The sequence below is a fragment of the Amycolatopsis benzoatilytica AK 16/65 genome (assembly GCF_000383915.1).
In the GTDB taxonomy this organism is placed as follows: Bacteria; Actinomycetota; Actinomycetes; order Mycobacteriales; family Pseudonocardiaceae; genus Amycolatopsis; species Amycolatopsis benzoatilytica.
Genome location: NZ_KB912942.1, coordinates 1,088,192 through 1,103,186, shown reverse-complemented (window position 1 = coordinate 1,103,186; position 14,995 = coordinate 1,088,192). Strand labels below are relative to the sequence as shown.

At 70.8% G+C, this 14,995-nt stretch carries 14 protein-coding genes; 7 read left to right on the top strand and 7 right to left on the bottom strand.

The features are described from left to right. Nucleotides 1-110 precede the first annotated feature (110 nt). From AMYBE_RS0105205 to AMYBE_RS0105195, 3 genes are all read right to left on the bottom strand, one after another. On the bottom strand, nucleotides 111-1,091 hold the full coding sequence (locus AMYBE_RS0105205; protein WP_020658286.1) for a hypothetical protein: 981 nt from the start codon (nucleotides 1,089-1,091) through the stop codon (nucleotides 111-113). A gap of 100 nt (nucleotides 1,092-1,191) precedes the next feature. Continuing rightward, nucleotides 1,192-1,569 carry a hypothetical protein gene (locus AMYBE_RS0105200; RefSeq protein WP_020658285.1) on the bottom strand — a complete coding sequence of 126 codons (378 nt, stop codon included), beginning with the start codon at nucleotides 1,567-1,569 and terminating at the stop codon, nucleotides 1,192-1,194. Then, complete coding sequence (locus tag AMYBE_RS0105195) at nucleotides 1,566-2,714, bottom strand: cation:proton antiporter (protein ID WP_020658284.1); 1,149 nt, start codon at nucleotides 2,712-2,714, stop codon at nucleotides 1,566-1,568. Before AMYBE_RS0105195 ends, AMYBE_RS0105200 begins: the two co-directional genes overlap by 4 nt. A gap of 133 nt (nucleotides 2,715-2,847) precedes the next feature. Between AMYBE_RS0105195 and AMYBE_RS0105190 the strand changes: the two genes are divergently transcribed. After that, complete coding sequence (locus AMYBE_RS0105190) at nucleotides 2,848-3,234, top strand: nuclear transport factor 2 family protein (RefSeq protein WP_020658283.1); 387 nt, start codon at nucleotides 2,848-2,850, stop codon at nucleotides 3,232-3,234. Nucleotides 3,235-3,376: 142 nt separating this feature from the next. Here AMYBE_RS0105190 and AMYBE_RS0105185 read toward each other — a convergent pair whose 3' ends face one another. Then, on the bottom strand, nucleotides 3,377-3,994 hold the full coding sequence (locus tag AMYBE_RS0105185) for a response regulator (protein ID WP_020658282.1): 618 nt from the start codon (nucleotides 3,992-3,994) through the stop codon (nucleotides 3,377-3,379). Continuing rightward, on the bottom strand, nucleotides 3,991-5,175 hold the full coding sequence (locus AMYBE_RS0105180; protein WP_020658281.1) for a sensor histidine kinase: 1,185 nt from the start codon (nucleotides 5,173-5,175) through the stop codon (nucleotides 3,991-3,993). Before AMYBE_RS0105180 ends, AMYBE_RS0105185 begins: the two co-directional genes overlap by 4 nt. A gap of 168 nt (nucleotides 5,176-5,343) precedes the next feature. On the opposite strand from AMYBE_RS0105180, the gene AMYBE_RS0105175 reads away from it, so the two are divergent. From AMYBE_RS0105175 to AMYBE_RS0105165, 3 genes are read left to right on the top strand one after another with little or no spacing between them, the layout of a single operon-like run. Further along, the gene (locus tag AMYBE_RS0105175) at nucleotides 5,344-6,384 is read left to right on the top strand and encodes an ABC transporter permease (RefSeq protein WP_020658280.1); all 1,041 of its coding nucleotides are present in this window, start codon (nucleotides 5,344-5,346) and stop codon (nucleotides 6,382-6,384) included. Continuing rightward, nucleotides 6,384-7,082, top strand: a complete 699-nt coding sequence (locus AMYBE_RS0105170; protein WP_020658279.1) for an ABC transporter ATP-binding protein — start codon at nucleotides 6,384-6,386, stop codon at nucleotides 7,080-7,082. Before AMYBE_RS0105175 ends, AMYBE_RS0105170 begins: the two co-directional genes overlap by 1 nt. After that, a complete protein-coding gene (locus tag AMYBE_RS0105165; protein ID WP_020658278.1) occupies nucleotides 7,079-7,504 on the top strand; it encodes a DUF2871 domain-containing protein in 426 nt (141 codons plus the stop codon). The genes AMYBE_RS0105170 and AMYBE_RS0105165 overlap by 4 nt, the downstream gene beginning before the upstream one ends. A gap of 76 nt (nucleotides 7,505-7,580) precedes the next feature. On the opposite strand, the gene AMYBE_RS0105160 is transcribed toward AMYBE_RS0105165, so the two are convergent. Both AMYBE_RS0105160 and AMYBE_RS0105155 read right to left on the bottom strand, forming a co-directional pair. Continuing rightward, the gene (locus tag AMYBE_RS0105160) at nucleotides 7,581-8,978 is read right to left on the bottom strand and encodes an MFS transporter (RefSeq protein ID WP_020658277.1); all 1,398 of its coding nucleotides are present in this window, start codon (nucleotides 8,976-8,978) and stop codon (nucleotides 7,581-7,583) included. Between the two features lie 56 nt (nucleotides 8,979-9,034). After that, nucleotides 9,035-9,796, bottom strand: a complete 762-nt coding sequence (locus AMYBE_RS0105155; protein ID WP_020658276.1) for a hypothetical protein — start codon at nucleotides 9,794-9,796, stop codon at nucleotides 9,035-9,037. 447 nt (nucleotides 9,797-10,243) lie between these two features. On the opposite strand from AMYBE_RS0105155, the gene AMYBE_RS0105150 reads away from it, so the two are divergent. The 3 genes from AMYBE_RS0105150 to xdhC all read left to right on the top strand — a co-directional run bounded on the left by AMYBE_RS0105150 (nucleotide 10,244) and on the right by xdhC (nucleotide 14,953). Further along, nucleotides 10,244-11,668, top strand: a complete 1,425-nt coding sequence (locus AMYBE_RS0105150; RefSeq protein WP_020658275.1) for a xanthine dehydrogenase small subunit — start codon at nucleotides 10,244-10,246, stop codon at nucleotides 11,666-11,668. An 82-nt stretch (nucleotides 11,669-11,750) separates the two neighbouring features. Continuing rightward, nucleotides 11,751-14,120, top strand: coding sequence for a xanthine dehydrogenase molybdopterin binding subunit (xdhB, locus tag AMYBE_RS0105140; protein WP_020658273.1), 2,370 nt, complete (start codon nucleotides 11,751-11,753; stop codon nucleotides 14,118-14,120). Next, nucleotides 14,117-14,953: a xanthine dehydrogenase accessory protein XdhC gene (gene xdhC, locus AMYBE_RS0105135; RefSeq protein WP_020658272.1), complete on the top strand. Its 837-nt coding sequence runs from the start codon at nucleotides 14,117-14,119 to the stop codon at nucleotides 14,951-14,953. Before xdhB ends, xdhC begins: the two co-directional genes overlap by 4 nt. Nucleotides 14,954-14,995 lie beyond the last annotated feature (42 nt).

The following is a 14,995-nucleotide window of genomic DNA, read 5'->3' as shown; positions in this document are numbered from 1 at the left end:
AGGACCGCTCGCCCGGACCGGCCGAGACGCATTCGTGATCATCGGGAGTGATACTACCGGCTGCCCGCCCGGCGGTCGCGACCCGAATGCGGTACCCGTCCAGCGCACCGTTACTTTCCGCAGTTTCCCTTGGTAGGCAGGGGTTTGTCCGGATCGAACTCGCCCGGCTGGGCACTGATCGGCGGGGCGTCGTAGGTCGGGTCGCTGAACGCGGGCGCGAGAATGCCGTCGTCCGGCTGCCGGCACGCGATGCTGGTGAAGTACGAACCGCCCTTGTCGAACCACAGGCCGCGGTCGCCCGGCTCCCACCCGGAGCCGATGCGCAGGACGTAGTCCTGGTCGACCCGCACGAACGGATCCAGGTCGGCCGGGCCGTGGTAGGTGTGAGTTCCCGGGTCGAACGCGTAGGCCACTACGTACGAGACATGCACGACGAGCTCGCCCTCGTCGCCCGGGCGGACGGTCATCTTGCCGTTCATCCGCGGCGGCGCCGGGAGGAGGTGGTAGCCCTCCGGGAAGAAGACCGCATAGCTCACGGCATGGGCTTGGATGTCGGTCCGGGCGTTCGGTGCGAAGAGCTGGACGAGCGCGTCCGCGTTGTGGCTTTCGTGGATGCCGTTGTCGAAATGCGCGAGCACGATCGCTTGCTTGACCTGCTGCTGAGCCTGCTCCACCTGCTTCGCGGAGAACGGGCCGGTTTTCGCCGCGGGCGGGATGGCCAGCCCGTCGATGCCCTCGCGCCAGTTCTGCGCCGGGGTGTTGTCGAACGGCCTGGACAGGTCGACCGACGCCGCGGTCGGCAGGTCGGTCGGCCCGGGCGCGGCGGTCGAAGGCGTGGCGGTCGACGGTACGGCGGCCAGCGAACCGGCCGGCACCGGGCTCGCCGCGGACTGGTCGCCCGCCGGACGGGTCCACAGGTAGACCCCGACCGCCGCGGCGGCGACGACCACGACCGCGGCGATCGTCGCCGCCTTGCGGCTCCTCCCCCGGCGGCGGTCTTGCCGCGCTCCGATCCACGCCTCGCGTTCGGCGTGCTTCTGCCATTCCGGATTCATCAGGTCCGGATGCTTCTCGATGTCGAACTCGTCCACGGTCCCGCCTCGCTCGTCGATCTCGCCTGGAGATCGGCAACCGGGCAGGCGCGTTACCGCCGGCCCGTCTTCGCAACCGTTTCGGAACCGAAGCCGCCGCTCAGATCAGTTTGCAGGGAATGTCCGCGTTCTCGTCCAGGTGGTGCGACGCGCACACCCGGTGGTAGCCGTCGGCGATCACGAGGTCCTCGCGGGCGTCGAAGCCGGGATGGCCGTGGCCGCGGACCAGCAGGACCGGCGACAGCGCGGTGCCGTCCTTGACCTTCGCCAGGTCTTTCGCGACGTGCACGTTGTCCTCGGGCAGCAGCTTCAGTCCGCTCGCACGGAGGATGTCCTTTGCCTTGCGGTGCGTCAGTTTCGCTTGCTTCAACTGGTCGACCAGCCCGCTCGCGGCCTCCTCGGGCGAGATCAGGGTGAGGTAGTCGAACGCGGCCGGGTAATCGTGATCGTCCGGTTCGTCTTTCCAGTGTTCCTTCACGACGCCTCCCTCGGTTCGGCGGACTGGTCCTTGCTCGCGCGGGACGCCGCCCACGCGGTGGCGCCGACGCTGATCAGCGCGGCGGCGAGAATGGCCCCGCCCTCCCCCGGGGCGAGCAACTGTTCGCGCGTCCCGATGGTGACCGCCGCGACCGGCACGCCCAGTTGCGCGCCGGCGAGAACCGCCAGCGGCAGCGGCTGGCCCAGCAGCCGCGTCGCGCCGTGCACCACGACCGAGCCGACACCGAGCACCGCGGCCAGTACGAACATCACCGGGTGCTGACCGAGCGCCCGCAGGTCGAGAGAAGCGCCCAGCCACACGAAAAACAGCGGCCCGAGAAATCCGTCGGTCACGGCGAACAACTGGCGCGCGAGCCGTCGCGGCTCCCCCACCGCGGCCAGCGCCAGGCCGGCGACGAACCCGGCCAGCATCACCGACACGCCGACCAGCTGGGCGAGCCCGGCAAGGCCGAACAGGACGATCAGCGCGATCCGGATTTCCAGGCCGAAATGCCGGGTCTTGCTGAGGTCGTGGGCCTTGTCGACGAGCCCGCGCCGGTGCAGCCACCGCAGGAGCACGAACCACACCGCACCGGCCGCGATCACCGCGAGCGCGCCGAGCGCCGCTTTTCCGGCCCGCCCCGGTGCGGCGGCCAGCGGCAACGCCACGATGCAGGCGGTGTCGGCGATCGCGACTTGCACGATCAACGCGACCGCAGGCGGAGTGGCGAGCTTCGTTTCGTCCAGTACCGGCATCACGAGCGCCGCCGAACTCGACGCGAGCAACACGGCGTAGAGCAGCCCGTGCCCGGTTCCGACAAGTGCCGCGACACCGTAGCCAGCCGGCACCGCGAGCACCCCGACCAGCGCGGCGAGCAACGCGCCCCGCCCGGCGGCGACCCGCAACGCCGCGTCCCGCAGCGGCACGTGGCTTCCCGCGACCAGCATGATCAGCGCGAATCCGGCGGACGCGACATAGGACAGGATCGGCTCGTCCGCGTCGACCCAGCCGAACCCGGTCCGGCCGACCACGACGCCGAGCGCGATCTCGCCGACGACGATCGGAATCCGGGTCCGCTTCGGCGTCGCCAGCAGCGGGCCGGCCAGGCCCGCGAGCAACACGATCGCCATCGCGAACAGCGTCATCGACGTGCCTTTCGTCCCGCGGAACCCCGGGTATTGTCGCTCCCCGCCTCGCCGACGGCCAGTTCGCGGCCACCCCGCGGCGTGCGGGTTCTTCGGTACGGTGAGCGGACCACGACCACGGAGGACCCGCCCGATGAAGACGTTCCGCGAGGCGATCGAAACGCACGACCTGGCCGCCGCCGAGGCACTGCTCGCCGACGACGTCGTGTTCTGCAGCCCGGTCGCGTTCAAGCCGTACTCGGGCAAACCGATCACCGCGGCGATCCTGCGCGGGGTAGCCGAGGTGTTCGAGGACTTCCGGTACGTCCGCGAGATCGCCGACGGGAAGGAGCACGCGCTCGTGTTCGAGGCGAAGGTGGAGGGACTCGCGGTGACCGGGTGCGATTTCCTGCGCTACGACGCGGACGGGAAGATCGCGGACTTCATGGTGATGGTCCGGCCGCTGCGGGCCGCGGAGGCACTGGCACGACAGATGGGGGCCAAGTTCGAAGCGATCCAGGCAGCCGCGGCCAAGAGCTGACGCAACGGAACCGGCTCGGCTCGGGTCGGTCGGCTCGGCCGGGGTGGCTCGGGAAGTCCGTGAAGGGCCCCTTGAGGGAATCTGAGTCCGGCAAGGAGCCCTTCACGGACCGGCCAACACCGGCCGAAGAAGTGCTCGCGAGTCAGCGCCGGATCAAGCCCTGTGCCTGCGCCGCCGCCACCGCGGCGGTGCGGGAATCCACCGCCAGCTTCGAATAGATGTGCACCAGGTGCGATTTCACCGTCGCCTGGCTCAGGAACAGCCGCTTGCTGATTTCCACATTGGACAGTCCGTCGGCGACGAGGCCGAGCACCTCGATCTCCCGTCCGGACAACGCCGCGGCCGGGGTGCGCATCCGGTTCATCAGCCGGTGCGCGACCGCCGGCGCCAGCACGGTCTGCCCGGCGGCGGCGTTGCGCACCGCGGCGGCCAGGTCCTCCGGTGGGGCGTCTTTCAGCAGGTAGCCGGTCGCGCCCGCCTCGATCGCGGCCAGGATGTCGCCGTCGGTGTCGTAAGTCGTCAGGACCAGGACTTTCGGCGCGTCCGCGGCCGCGGTGATTTCCGCGGTCGCGGCGGCGCCGTGCATTCCGGCGCCGAACTGCAGGTCCATCAGCACCACGTCCACGCCGGGCGCCAGCCGCACGGCGTCTTCCGCGGAAGAGGCTTCGGCGACCACTTCCAGGTCCGGCTCGGTTTCCAGGACGGCGCGCAGCCCGGCCCGCACCACCGGGTGGTCGTCGGCCAGCAGGAGGCGGATCATCGGGGGTCCACCGGGAAGCTGACGGCCAGCGCGGTGCCGTGACCGGGCGACGATTCGACCGTCCACGTACCGCCGAGCGAGCGGGCTCGGGCGCGCATCGCGGCCAGGCCGAAGCCGCCTTCTTCGCTGCCGCCGCGCAGGGCTTGCGGGTCGAAACCGATTCCGTCGTCCACGGCGTCCAGGGTGACGCTGGTGTCCATGTAGCTCAAGGTCAGCTCGGCCCGGCTGGCCGAAGCGTGCCGGACGGTGTTCGACAGCGCGGACTGGGCGATGCGCAGCAAGGCGACCTCATAGGCGGTCGGCACGTCGAACGCGGTGCCGCTCAGGTGAAAGTGGACAGTCAGGCCGGATCGTTGCCCTTCCCGCCGGCACAGGCGTTCCAGCGCCGCGGGCAGGGACGCGCCCTCCAGTTCGACCGGGGACAGTGCGTAGACCAGCCGGCGGGCTTCGGTGAGGTTGCCCTGGGCAGCCTGCCGGGCCTGCGCGACGTGCGGGAGAGCGGCGGCGGGCCGGTCCGGCAAGGCACGTTCGGCGGCGCGCAGCAACAGGTGGATGCTGGAAAGGCCCTGCGCGAGCGTGTCGTGGATTTCCCGGGACAGCCGTTCGCGTTCGGCGAGCACGCCTGCGGAGCGTTCCATCGCGGCCAGGTCGTTGCGGGTTTCGCGCAGTTCGTCGATCAACTGCCGTCGGTGTTCGCTTTCGCGGTAGAGCGCCTGATAGCCGAGCACGGTGGCGATCGCGACCGCGGCGCCGAGGGCCGGGCCGATGACCACGCCGACGCTGAGACCGCCCTGGTGCCGGGTGAATCCGGCGATGGCCAGCACCGTGGTGAGCGCCACGACGGCGGGCCCCCATCGCGTCGGGAGCAGGTGCATTTGCAGGAAGTACAGCGGGAATGCCAGCCAGACTCCATCCGGAGTGAGCCAGAGCAGGAGCAGCCAGGCGACGCCGAGGGCAAGCAGCCAGCCGGCGGTGGCACGGGGCGAGCGGCCGACGCGCGGCAGCAGCGGGCCAGCGGTGTAGACGGCACCCAGCACGAGCGCACCCGCGAGCACCGACGGGGCCTGCGGCTGGCCGTCGGCGAACGCGCGCGCGACCGCGAGCACCAAAAGCCCGGCCAGCAGGAGGTGCAGGCACACGCGCAGCACGCGCAACGGCCGGTCGAGGGTGTGCGGGTTCACGAAAGCCTCCTCTCCTCGATTGTCCGTGCTTCGCGTCGGATCGGCATCAATCGAAAGGTTGAGCGGCGGGTGCGCCCATCGATGCCGGCAGAGCCATCCGCGGCGCGATGCCTCCGCGCCCCGGCCGGACGAACCTGGAAGGCACACCGGGCAAGGAAGGGATGCATCATGTTCGTCGCGTGGCGGGATCTGCGCTTCGCCAAGGGGCGGTTCGCGTTGATGGGAACCGTCGTCGTGCTGATGACGCTGCTGGTCGGGCTGCTGTCCGGGCTCACTGCCGGGCTGGCCGGGCAGAGCACGTCCGCGGTCGTCGGGCTCAACGCCGACCGGCTGGTCTTTTCGGATCCGGGCAGCGGGTCCCTCTCTTTCGGACAGTCCACAGTGACCCGGGACCAGGCCGAACAGTACGCCCGCCTCCCGGGGGTGACCAGCGCGACGCCGATCGCGATCGGCACCGTCAACGCCGGCTCCGGCCCGCACGCGGCCACCGTGTCGACGTTCGCCGTCCGGCCGGATTCCGGTCTCGCACCGGAAAAGCCCGGTCCGGGCGCCGTCGTCCTGTCCGCTGGCGCGGCGGACAAGCTGCAGGCGAAGACAGGCGAACGAATCACCCTCCAGGGCAGGCAGGTCACCGTCGCGGCGGTCGCCGGAGACGCCTCCTACAGCCACCTGCCGGTGGTGTGGACCGACTTCACCGGCACGGACGCCACCGTTCTCGCGGTGACCACGACCGACCCGGCCGCGCTCGCCGCCGCCGACGCGCGCCTGGGCACCCGGGCCGTCAGCAAGGACGCCGCGTTGTCCGCGATCGGTTCCTATACCGCGGAAAACGGTTCGCTCCAGCTGATGCGCGGCTTCCTCTTCGCGATCTCGGCGCTGGTCATCGGCGCGTTCTTCACGGTGTGGACGATCCAGCGCAGCCGCGACATCGCCGTGCTGAAAGCGCTCGGCGCGACCACCAGGTACCTGCTGCGGGACGCGCTCGGCCAAGCCGTGCTCCTGCTGGTCGGCGGAACCGCGCTCGGCACCGGCCTCGCCGCGGCGCTCGGGGCGGTCGCTTCCGGGACGGTGCCGTTCGTGCTGAGCGCGGGCACGCTGCTCGGCCCGGCCGCGGTGCTGGTGGTGCTGGGCCTGCTCGGCGCCGGGCTGGCCGTCCGCCGCATCACGTCCGTCGACCCGCTGACCGCCCTCACTTCCGGAGCGCACTGATGAGCCTGCACCTGTCCGACATCACTCTCACCTACCCCGACGGCGATTCCCGCCTCACCGCGCTCGACCAGGTCAGCCTCGACGTGCCGGAGGGCAGCGTCGCCGCGGTCGTCGGCCCGTCCGGCTCGGGCAAGTCGAGCCTGCTGGCGGTCGCCGCGACGCTCATCCGGCCGGATCGCGGAAGCGTGGTCGTCGGCGGGGTGGACACGACCGGCCTCGACCGGGCCGCGCTCGCGGAACTGCGGCGCACGAAGATCGGGATCGTGTTCCAGCAGCCCAACCTGCTCGCCTCGCTGACCGCGGCCGAACAGCTGGAAGTGATGGCACGCCTGGGCGGAATGCCGCGCCGCGAAGCCGCGAACCGTGCGCGGGAGCTGCTCGCCGCGGTCGGGCTCGCCGACCGCGCGAACCACCGGCCCGGGCGGCTTTCCGGCGGACAGCAGCAGCGGGTGAACATCGCGCGGGCGTTGATGAACGAACCCGACGTGCTGCTCGTGGACGAACCGACGAGCGCGCTCGACCAGGACCGCGGCGCCGCGATCATCGGCCTGCTCACTACGATCACGCACCAACAGGCGACGGCGACCGTACTGGTCACCCACGACCGCTCCCACCTCGACGGGGTCGACTCGGTGCACGAGGTCGTCGACGGACGGATCCACCAGCCGGCTCGCGCCGGCGCCGAGGAGAACCGATGACGAAGAAGATCTACTGGGCAGCCGTGATCTACACGATCCTGGGCTTGCTCGGCGGGCTGTACTACCGCGAGCTGACCAAGGCGAAGAACTTCACCGGCGAGACCCAGCTCGCCATCCTGCACACCCACCTGCTCGCGCTCGGCACCCTGGTGTTCCTGATCGTGCTGGTGCTGGAGAAGGTTTTCGCACTGTCGGAGACGAAGTCGTTCAAACCGTTCTTCTGGAGCTACCACGCCGGAATGGTGATCACTGTCGGCGGAATGGCCGTGCATGGCACGCTTACCGTGCTGGGCAAGGAATCCGGTGGCGCGATCGCCGGCATCGCCGGGCTCGGGCACATCATCCTGACCGTCGCCTTCGTGCTGCTGTTCGCCGGGCTGTACGCGCGGATCTCGGACAAGCAGCCGGTCAAGGCCGCCTGACCCGCCTGCCCCGAGTCCGTGAAGGGCCCCTTGCCGGAATCTGATTCCGGCAAGGGGCCCTTCACGGACTTCGGGGTTACTGACGCCGGAAGGTGAGCACCGCCAGCCCGGCACCGGCGAGGGCGATGACCGCCGAGCCGATGAACGCCACCGAATACCCGTTGGTCAGCGCCGCCGGGTCGCCGAGGGCGCCGGCCCCCGCCGAAGCCGCCAGTGCCGTCATCACGGCCAGTCCGAGCGCCGAGCCGACCTGGTAGCCGGTGTTGACGATCCCTGAGGCGAGGCCGCCCTCTTCCGGCCGGGCTGCCGAGATCGCGGTGCTCAACGAGGGGATGAAAGCCAGCGACATCCCCAGCGCCGCGACCAGCGAAGCGGGCAGCACGTCCACCCAGAAGCTGCCGTTCGCGCGGACCAGCGACAGCCAGCCGAGCCCGGCGGCCAGCAAGATCAGTCCGGCCACGACCGGCGGCTTCGGGCCGAACCGGCCGATCGCCCGCGGTGCCAGCGCGATCATCCCGAGCATGATCAGCGCGGTCATCGGCAGCAGCGCCGCGCCGGCCGGGAACGCCCGGAAGCCGAGCACCTGCTGCAGGTACAGGTTCAGGAAGAACCACATCGGGATCCACGCCGCGCCCAGGAAGACCTGCGCCAGGTTCGCCGCGCCGAGCCGCGGGGCACGGAAGATCGACAGCCGCATCAGCGGGGCGGCGGCCTTCGCCTGCCGGAGCACGAAAACGGCGAGCAGGACCAGTCCGCTGCCCAGCGCGACCCAGGTTTCCGCGGCTGCCCAGCCTGCGTCCGGGGCGCGGACGATGCCGTAGACCAGGGTGCCGAGCCCGAGCGTGACGGTCAGTGCGCCGAAGACGTCGACGGCGCCGCGGGCGCCGGTCGCTCCCCCCGGGAGAATCCGAGTGGCGACAAGGGCGAGCACGGCGATGGGCACGTTCAGGTAGAACACCCACGGCCACGACAGGTACTCAGTGATCAAGCCGCCCAGGAACACCCCGGCGGTTCCGCCGGCGGGCGCAGCCGCGCCGTAGAGCGCCAGCGCCTTGGTCAGTTCCTTCGGGTTGCCGCCGAAAAGCATCATCAGCAGGGTCAGCGCACTCGGCGCGATCAGCGCCGCGCCCGCGCCCTGCACAATCCGGCCGGCGAGTTCGACCGGCACGTTCCCGGCGGCGCCGGCGAGCACCGAACCGGCCAGCAGGACCGCCCAGCCGGCCGCGAAGAGCCGGCGGGCGCCGAACAGGTCAGACAGCCGGCCGCCGAGCAGCAGCAGGCCGCCGAAAGCGATCACGTACGCGTTGAAGACCCAGGACAGCGTGCTGGGCGTGAAGCCGAGGGCGTCCCGCATCCGGGGCAGCGCGACGCCGATGATCGAGGTGTCCATGATGACCATGAACTGGGCCAAGGAGATCAGGCCGAGCGCCCACCATCTGCGGGTGCCTGGGCGGGATTGCTGCACGGTAGTCATTTCTCTTTCGCTTTCTCTTCGGTCAGGGGGCGAGCGACACGGCATCCGGCGGCCGCTCAGTGGTGGTGGTCTGCGTGCGTGACGTGGTGTTCGTGGTGCTCCCTGGCCCCAGGCGCGGCGAGCGCGGCGTCGAGAACGAAGCGCGCGGTGCGCACGACGCCTTCGGCCTGGTAGTCCAGGTAGAGCAGGTAACGGCCGGTCGTCGGGGCCTCGGCGTGGAAACGGATCTCCGGGCCGGAGATCCCGTCGTCGAGCGCGTGGATGTGCAGGTAGGCGAGGTCGCCCTGGCGCAGCGCGACCAGGTGGCCGAACGAGCCCAGGTAGCGCTCCAGGTCAGTGACCGGCTCTCCGCCGCGGCCGACCCGCGCGGTCAGTATCGTCCCGGCACCGGCCGCGAGTTCGCCTTCGAGCGTCACCTCGTACCCGTCGGCTGCGTGCTTGGCGACCGGTTCCGGGTCGCGCGGCTGGTAGTCACCGGCCACCTCGACCGTCCGCGACAGCGTCACGCTCTCGCCGCCTGCCGGAGTGACGTCGGTGAAGACGCGGTAGGTACCGGCCGCCTCCCAGGTCCACGGGATCGTCCAGACGCCGGTTTCCGGGTCCAGCACCGGGTGGCGGTGGCGGAAGTACTCGCCGTCGTTGCGGACCACCATCAGGTGCAGCCGCTGGTCGTGCGCCTCCTCGTACTGGGTGACCGGGCGGCCGTCGAGCGTGCTGACCGTGAACGAGAGTTCGCCGGTCTCGCCCGCCTTCGACGGGGCGCGCACCACGCCGAGCTGAACCTGGTCCGTCGAGAGGGCGGTGCCGTTGACAGTCATTGGTTTCTCCTTCGTTCGCGCTCTTGCCAATGATCGAACCGTATACCCCCAAGGGGTATTTCAAAGAGTGTCCTGAGTCACTGCGCGCAGCCGGCCGGCCCTTGTCTCCGGCTGCCGACCGGAGTTACGCTTCGGCTCTCGCGGTGTGGGTGCACCGCTGATCCGGTTTGCTCTCGAGGAGGTGCGCGATGCGGCTGACCCCCGGCCAGCGTGCCGACCTCCGTCGTCGCATGCGCCAGTCCGCCTGGAACAAGGGGCGAGTCGCGCACGGATGGCGCGCGCGTCCCTGAGCGGTCCTTCCGCTCGGTCGCTCCCCTGTGCGGGCTGACGCCCGTCCCCCGTCCGGCTATCCGCCCGACGGAGCCCTCGCGACCCGCTGACCTGCGCCGTAGTCTGCGCGGAAGCGGCCGTGACCCCGGATTCAGCGAAGACGAGAGGAACTCTGCGATGGTCGACCCCGAGGTGACCGTCAACGGGAAACGCACCGCCATCGGCGACGTTCCCGTGCACACCACGGCACTGGACTGGCTGCGCGGCCTTGGCCTGACCGGCAGCAAGGAAGGCTGCGCCGAAGGCGAATGCGGGGCCTGCGCGATCCTGGTCGCCCGCCCCGGCGTCGAGACGCCGACCGACCTGGTCGCGATCAACGCCTGCCTGGCTCCGGTCGGATCCCTTGACGGACAAGAAGTCTGGACCGCCGAAGGGCTCGGCTCCGCCGCGGACCTGCACCCGGTCCAGCGGGAAATGGCGGTGCGCGGCGGATCCCAGTGCGGCTACTGCACGCCCGGGTTCGTCTGCAGCATGGCCGCCGAGTACTACCGCAGCGACCGCGCTTGCGGCGGCGACGAGCACGCGCCGAACGGGTTCGACATCCACGCGCTGAGCGGAAACCTGTGCCGTTGCACCGGATACCGGCCGATTCGCGACGCCGCGCACGCGCTGGGAGTCCCTCCGGCCGAGGATCCGCTGGCCGAGCGGCGCCAGCACCGCGCACCGGAACCGGTGGCCACGCAGCTGACCGGCGGCGGCCGCGAGTACCTGCGACCGGCCGATTGGACGGAAGCGCTGCGGCTGCGCCGCGACCGGCCGGACGCGGTGTTCGTCGCCGGAGCGACGGACTGGGGTGTGGAAGTGAACATCCGCGGTGTCCGGGCGGACTGTGCGGTCGCGATCGACCGCGTGCCGGAACTGCAAGTGCTGGAGTTCGGCACGGACGTGCTGGAGATCGGCGCCGGGCTGAGCCTCACCGAGATGGACCGCCGGCTCGCCGGGCGGGTTCCGTTGCTCAGCGAACTGATCCCGCAGTTCGCGTCCCGGCTGATCCGCAACGCGGCGACGCTGGGCGGGAACCTGGGCACCGGTTCGCCGATCGGCGACGCCGCGCCGGTGCTGCTCGCCCTCGGCGCGAGCCTGCTGCTGTCCTCAGTGGACGGGGAACGGGAAGTGCCGCTGGCTGAGTACTTCACCGGTTACCGGCAGAGCGTCCGGCGGCCGGACGAGCTGATCCGGTCGGTGCGTATTCCGTTGCCGCTGGCCGGAACCACCGCGTTCCACAAGATCGCCAAACGCCGGTTCGACGACATTTCCAGCGTGGCCGTCGCGTTCGCGCTCGACCTCGACGACGGGCTGGTGCGCACCGCGCAGATCGGGCTCGGCGGGGTCGCGGCGACGCCGATCCGGGCGCTGCGGACCGAAGCGGCGCTCGTCGGGCGGCCGTGGAACGAGGAAACCGTTCACGCGGCGGCCGAAATCCTGCGCGGCGAGGGCACGCCGATGGACGACCACCGGGCCAGCGCGGCCTACCGTGCCGCGACGCTGGGCCGCAGCCTGCTGAAACTGCACGCCGACTCCCTGGAGGGGGCACGAGCATGAGCGCCGCCGGCAAGCGAATCACTGTCATTGTCGCCGTCGGCTCCCCGGCGGCCAGCGTGGAACTCGTCAAGGAGGCGACGGCATGAGCGCACTGTCCGAACGCCCGGAAAGCCCGTCCATCGGGATTCCCCGGCCGCACGAAGCCGCCACCGCACACGTCATGGGCACCGCGCTGTACACCGACGACCTCGTCGCGCGGACCAAGGACGTCCTGCACGCATACCCGGTACAGGTACCCGAGGCGCACGCGAAGGTGCTCGCCATCCGCACCGAGGCCGCCGAGGCGGTGCCCGGCGTGGTCCGGATCCTCACCGCCGCGGACGTCCCCGGCGTCAACGATTCCGGGGTGCACCACGACGAACCGCTGTTCCCGTCCGAGGTCATGTTCTACGGCCACGCGGTCTGCTGGGTGCTCGGCGAGACGCTGGAAGCGGCCCGGCTGGGCGCGGCCGCAGTCGAGGTGGAGACCGAAGCGCTGCCCTCGCTGGTGACGGTCGGCGAGGCGATCGCCGCGGGCAGCTTCCAGGGCGAGCCGCGCGTGGTGGCGCGCGGCGAGGTCGACGAAGCGATGTCCGCTGCGGCACAGGTTTTCCGCGGCGAGTTCGACTTCGCCGGGCAGGAGCACTTCTATCTGGAGACCCAGGCCGCGCTGGCCTATGTGGACGAAGGCGATCAGGTTTTCGTGCACAGCAGCACCCAGCATCCGTCGGAAACGCAAGACATCGTGGCGCACGTGCTGGGCAAGCACAGCCACGAAGTCACCGTGCAGAGCCTGCGGATGGGCGGCGGCTTCGGCGGCAAGGAATGGCAGCCCCATGGGTACGCCGCGGTCGCCGCGCTCGGCGCGACGCTGACCGGACGCCCGGTGCGGCTGCGGCTCACCCGCACCCAGGACATGACGATGACCGGGAAGCGGCACGGGTTCCACGCCGAGTGGAGCGTCGGGTTCGACGCCGACGGCAAGCTGCAGGCGCTCGACGTGTCGCTGACCGCGGACGGCGGCTGGAGCCTCGACCTGTCCGAACCGGTCCTCGCCCGCGCGCTGTGCCACGTCGACAACGCGTACTGGATCCCCCATGTCCGCGCTCTGGGCCGGATCGCGAAGACGCACAAGACGTCGCAGACCGCGTTCCGCGGCTTCGGCGGGCCGCAGGGCATGCTGGTGATCGAGGACATCCTCGGCCGCTGCGCTCCGCTGCTCGGCATCGACCCGATCGAGCTGCGGCGGCGCAACTTCTACTCCGAAGGCCAGGACACGCCGTACGGGATGCCGGTGCGGCACCCGGAGCGGATCCACCGGATCTGGCAGCAGTTGCTGGACAGCGGCGACGCCGGACGCAGGCAGGCGGAGATCGCGGCGTTCAACGCGAAACACCCGCACACCAAACGCGGACTGGCGATCACCCCGGTGAAGTTCGGCATCTCGTTCAATCTCACCGCGTTCAACCAGGCCGGCGCGCTGGTGCACGTGTACAAGGACGGCTCGGTGCTGATCAACCACGGCGGCACCGAGATGGGCCAGGGCCTGCACACGAAGATGCTGCAGGTGGCCGCGACCGCGCTGGGCGTGCCGCCGGAGAAGGTGCGGCTGGCCCCGACCCGGACGGACAAAGTGCCGAACACTTCGGCCACCGCGGCGAGTTCCGGCGCGGACCTCAACGGCGGCGCGGTGAAGAACGCCTGCGAACAGATCCGCGACCGGCTGCTGACCGTCGCCGCCGAGAAGCTCGGCGCGGCGCAGAGCGAGGTCCGGATCGCCCGCGGCGTCGCGCGGGCCGCGTCCGGCGAGGAGATCGGCTGGGACGAGCTGGTGAACGCGGCCTATTTCGCCCGGGTGCACCTCTCGGCCGCCGGGTACTACCGGACCGAGGGGCTGAGCTGGGACTCCGCGACGATGAGCGGATCGCCGTTCAAGTACTTCGCCTACGGCGCGGCGCTCACTGAGGTCGAGGTGGACGACTTCTCCGGCGCGTACCGGACGCGGCGAGTCGACATCGTGCACGACGTCGGCGACAGCCTGTCCCCGATGATCGACATCGGCCAGATCGAAGGCGGCTTCGTGCAGGGCATGGGCTGGCTGACGCTCGAAGACCTGCGCTGGGACGAGTCCGACCGGCCGACCCGAGGACGGCTCGCCACCCAGGCGGCGAGCACGTACAAGCTGCCGAGTTTCTCGGAGATGCCCGAGGTCTTCAATGTCACGCTGCTCGCCGACGCGGCCGAGGACGGCGCGGTCTACGGGTCGAAGGCGGTCGGCGAACCGCCGTTGATGCTGGCCTTCTCGGTGCGCGAGGCGCTGCGGCAGGCGGTGGCGGCGTTCGGTGCGCCCGGCAACAGTGTCGATCTCGCTTCGCCGGCCACGCCGGAAGCGGTGTTCTGGGCGATCGAACGGGCGGTCGCCGGCATTCCTGGCGTGCAGGAGCGGGAAGCGGACCTGGTGGGCCAGCCGTGAACTGGCTCAACGCGGTGCAGCACCTGCGGGACGCCGGGCTGCCCGGCGTGCTCGTCACGGTGACGTCCTCGCGCGGGCACACCCCGCGCGAGGGCGGCGCGAAAATGGTGGTCGGTGCCGCCGAATGCCACGGCACGATCGGCGGCGGCAACGCCGAGGCAGTCGCCATCGAACGCGCCCGGGAGTTGTTGCGGGACAACGCGACCGCGCCACAGCTGCAAACGCTTGCGCTGTCGGACAAAGCGCCCTACCAGCACGGCGTGCAGTGCTGCGGAGGGGAGATGACGCTCCTGTTCGAGCCGCTGCCGGTGCGCCCGGCGGTGGCGATCTTCGGGGCCGGCCACGTCGGGCTGGAGCTGGCCCGGGTGCTCGCCCGGCACGAGGTCGCGCTGCACCTGATCGACAGCCGGCCCGAACAGCTGACCCCGGAACGGCTCGGGGTGCTGGCGGACGCGGTGGCGAGCGTGCATGTTCACCAGGTTCCGTTGCTGCCCGAGACGGTGCTGCCGGAGCTGCCGGCCGGCACGCACGTGCTGATCATGACGCACGATCACGCGGAGGACATCGCCCTGTGCGACGCCGCGCTGCGCAACGGGTCATGCGGGTCGATCGGGCTGATCGGCTCGGCCGGAAAGTGGTCGCGGTTCCGGAAACGGCTGCTCGACCTGGGCCAGGACGAGGCCGCGCTGGAGAAGATCACCACTCCGATCGGCCTGCCGGAGCTGCGCGGGAAGGAACCGGCGGTGATCGCGGTGAGCGTGGCGGCGGCGTTGCTGGCGCGGTTCCAGGAGCGGGTCCAGGGGCAGGTCCAGCCGAAGGCGATCCGGCAGTAAGCCGCTCGCGCGGCCAGGCACGGACTGGCACTGGGTGCGGCC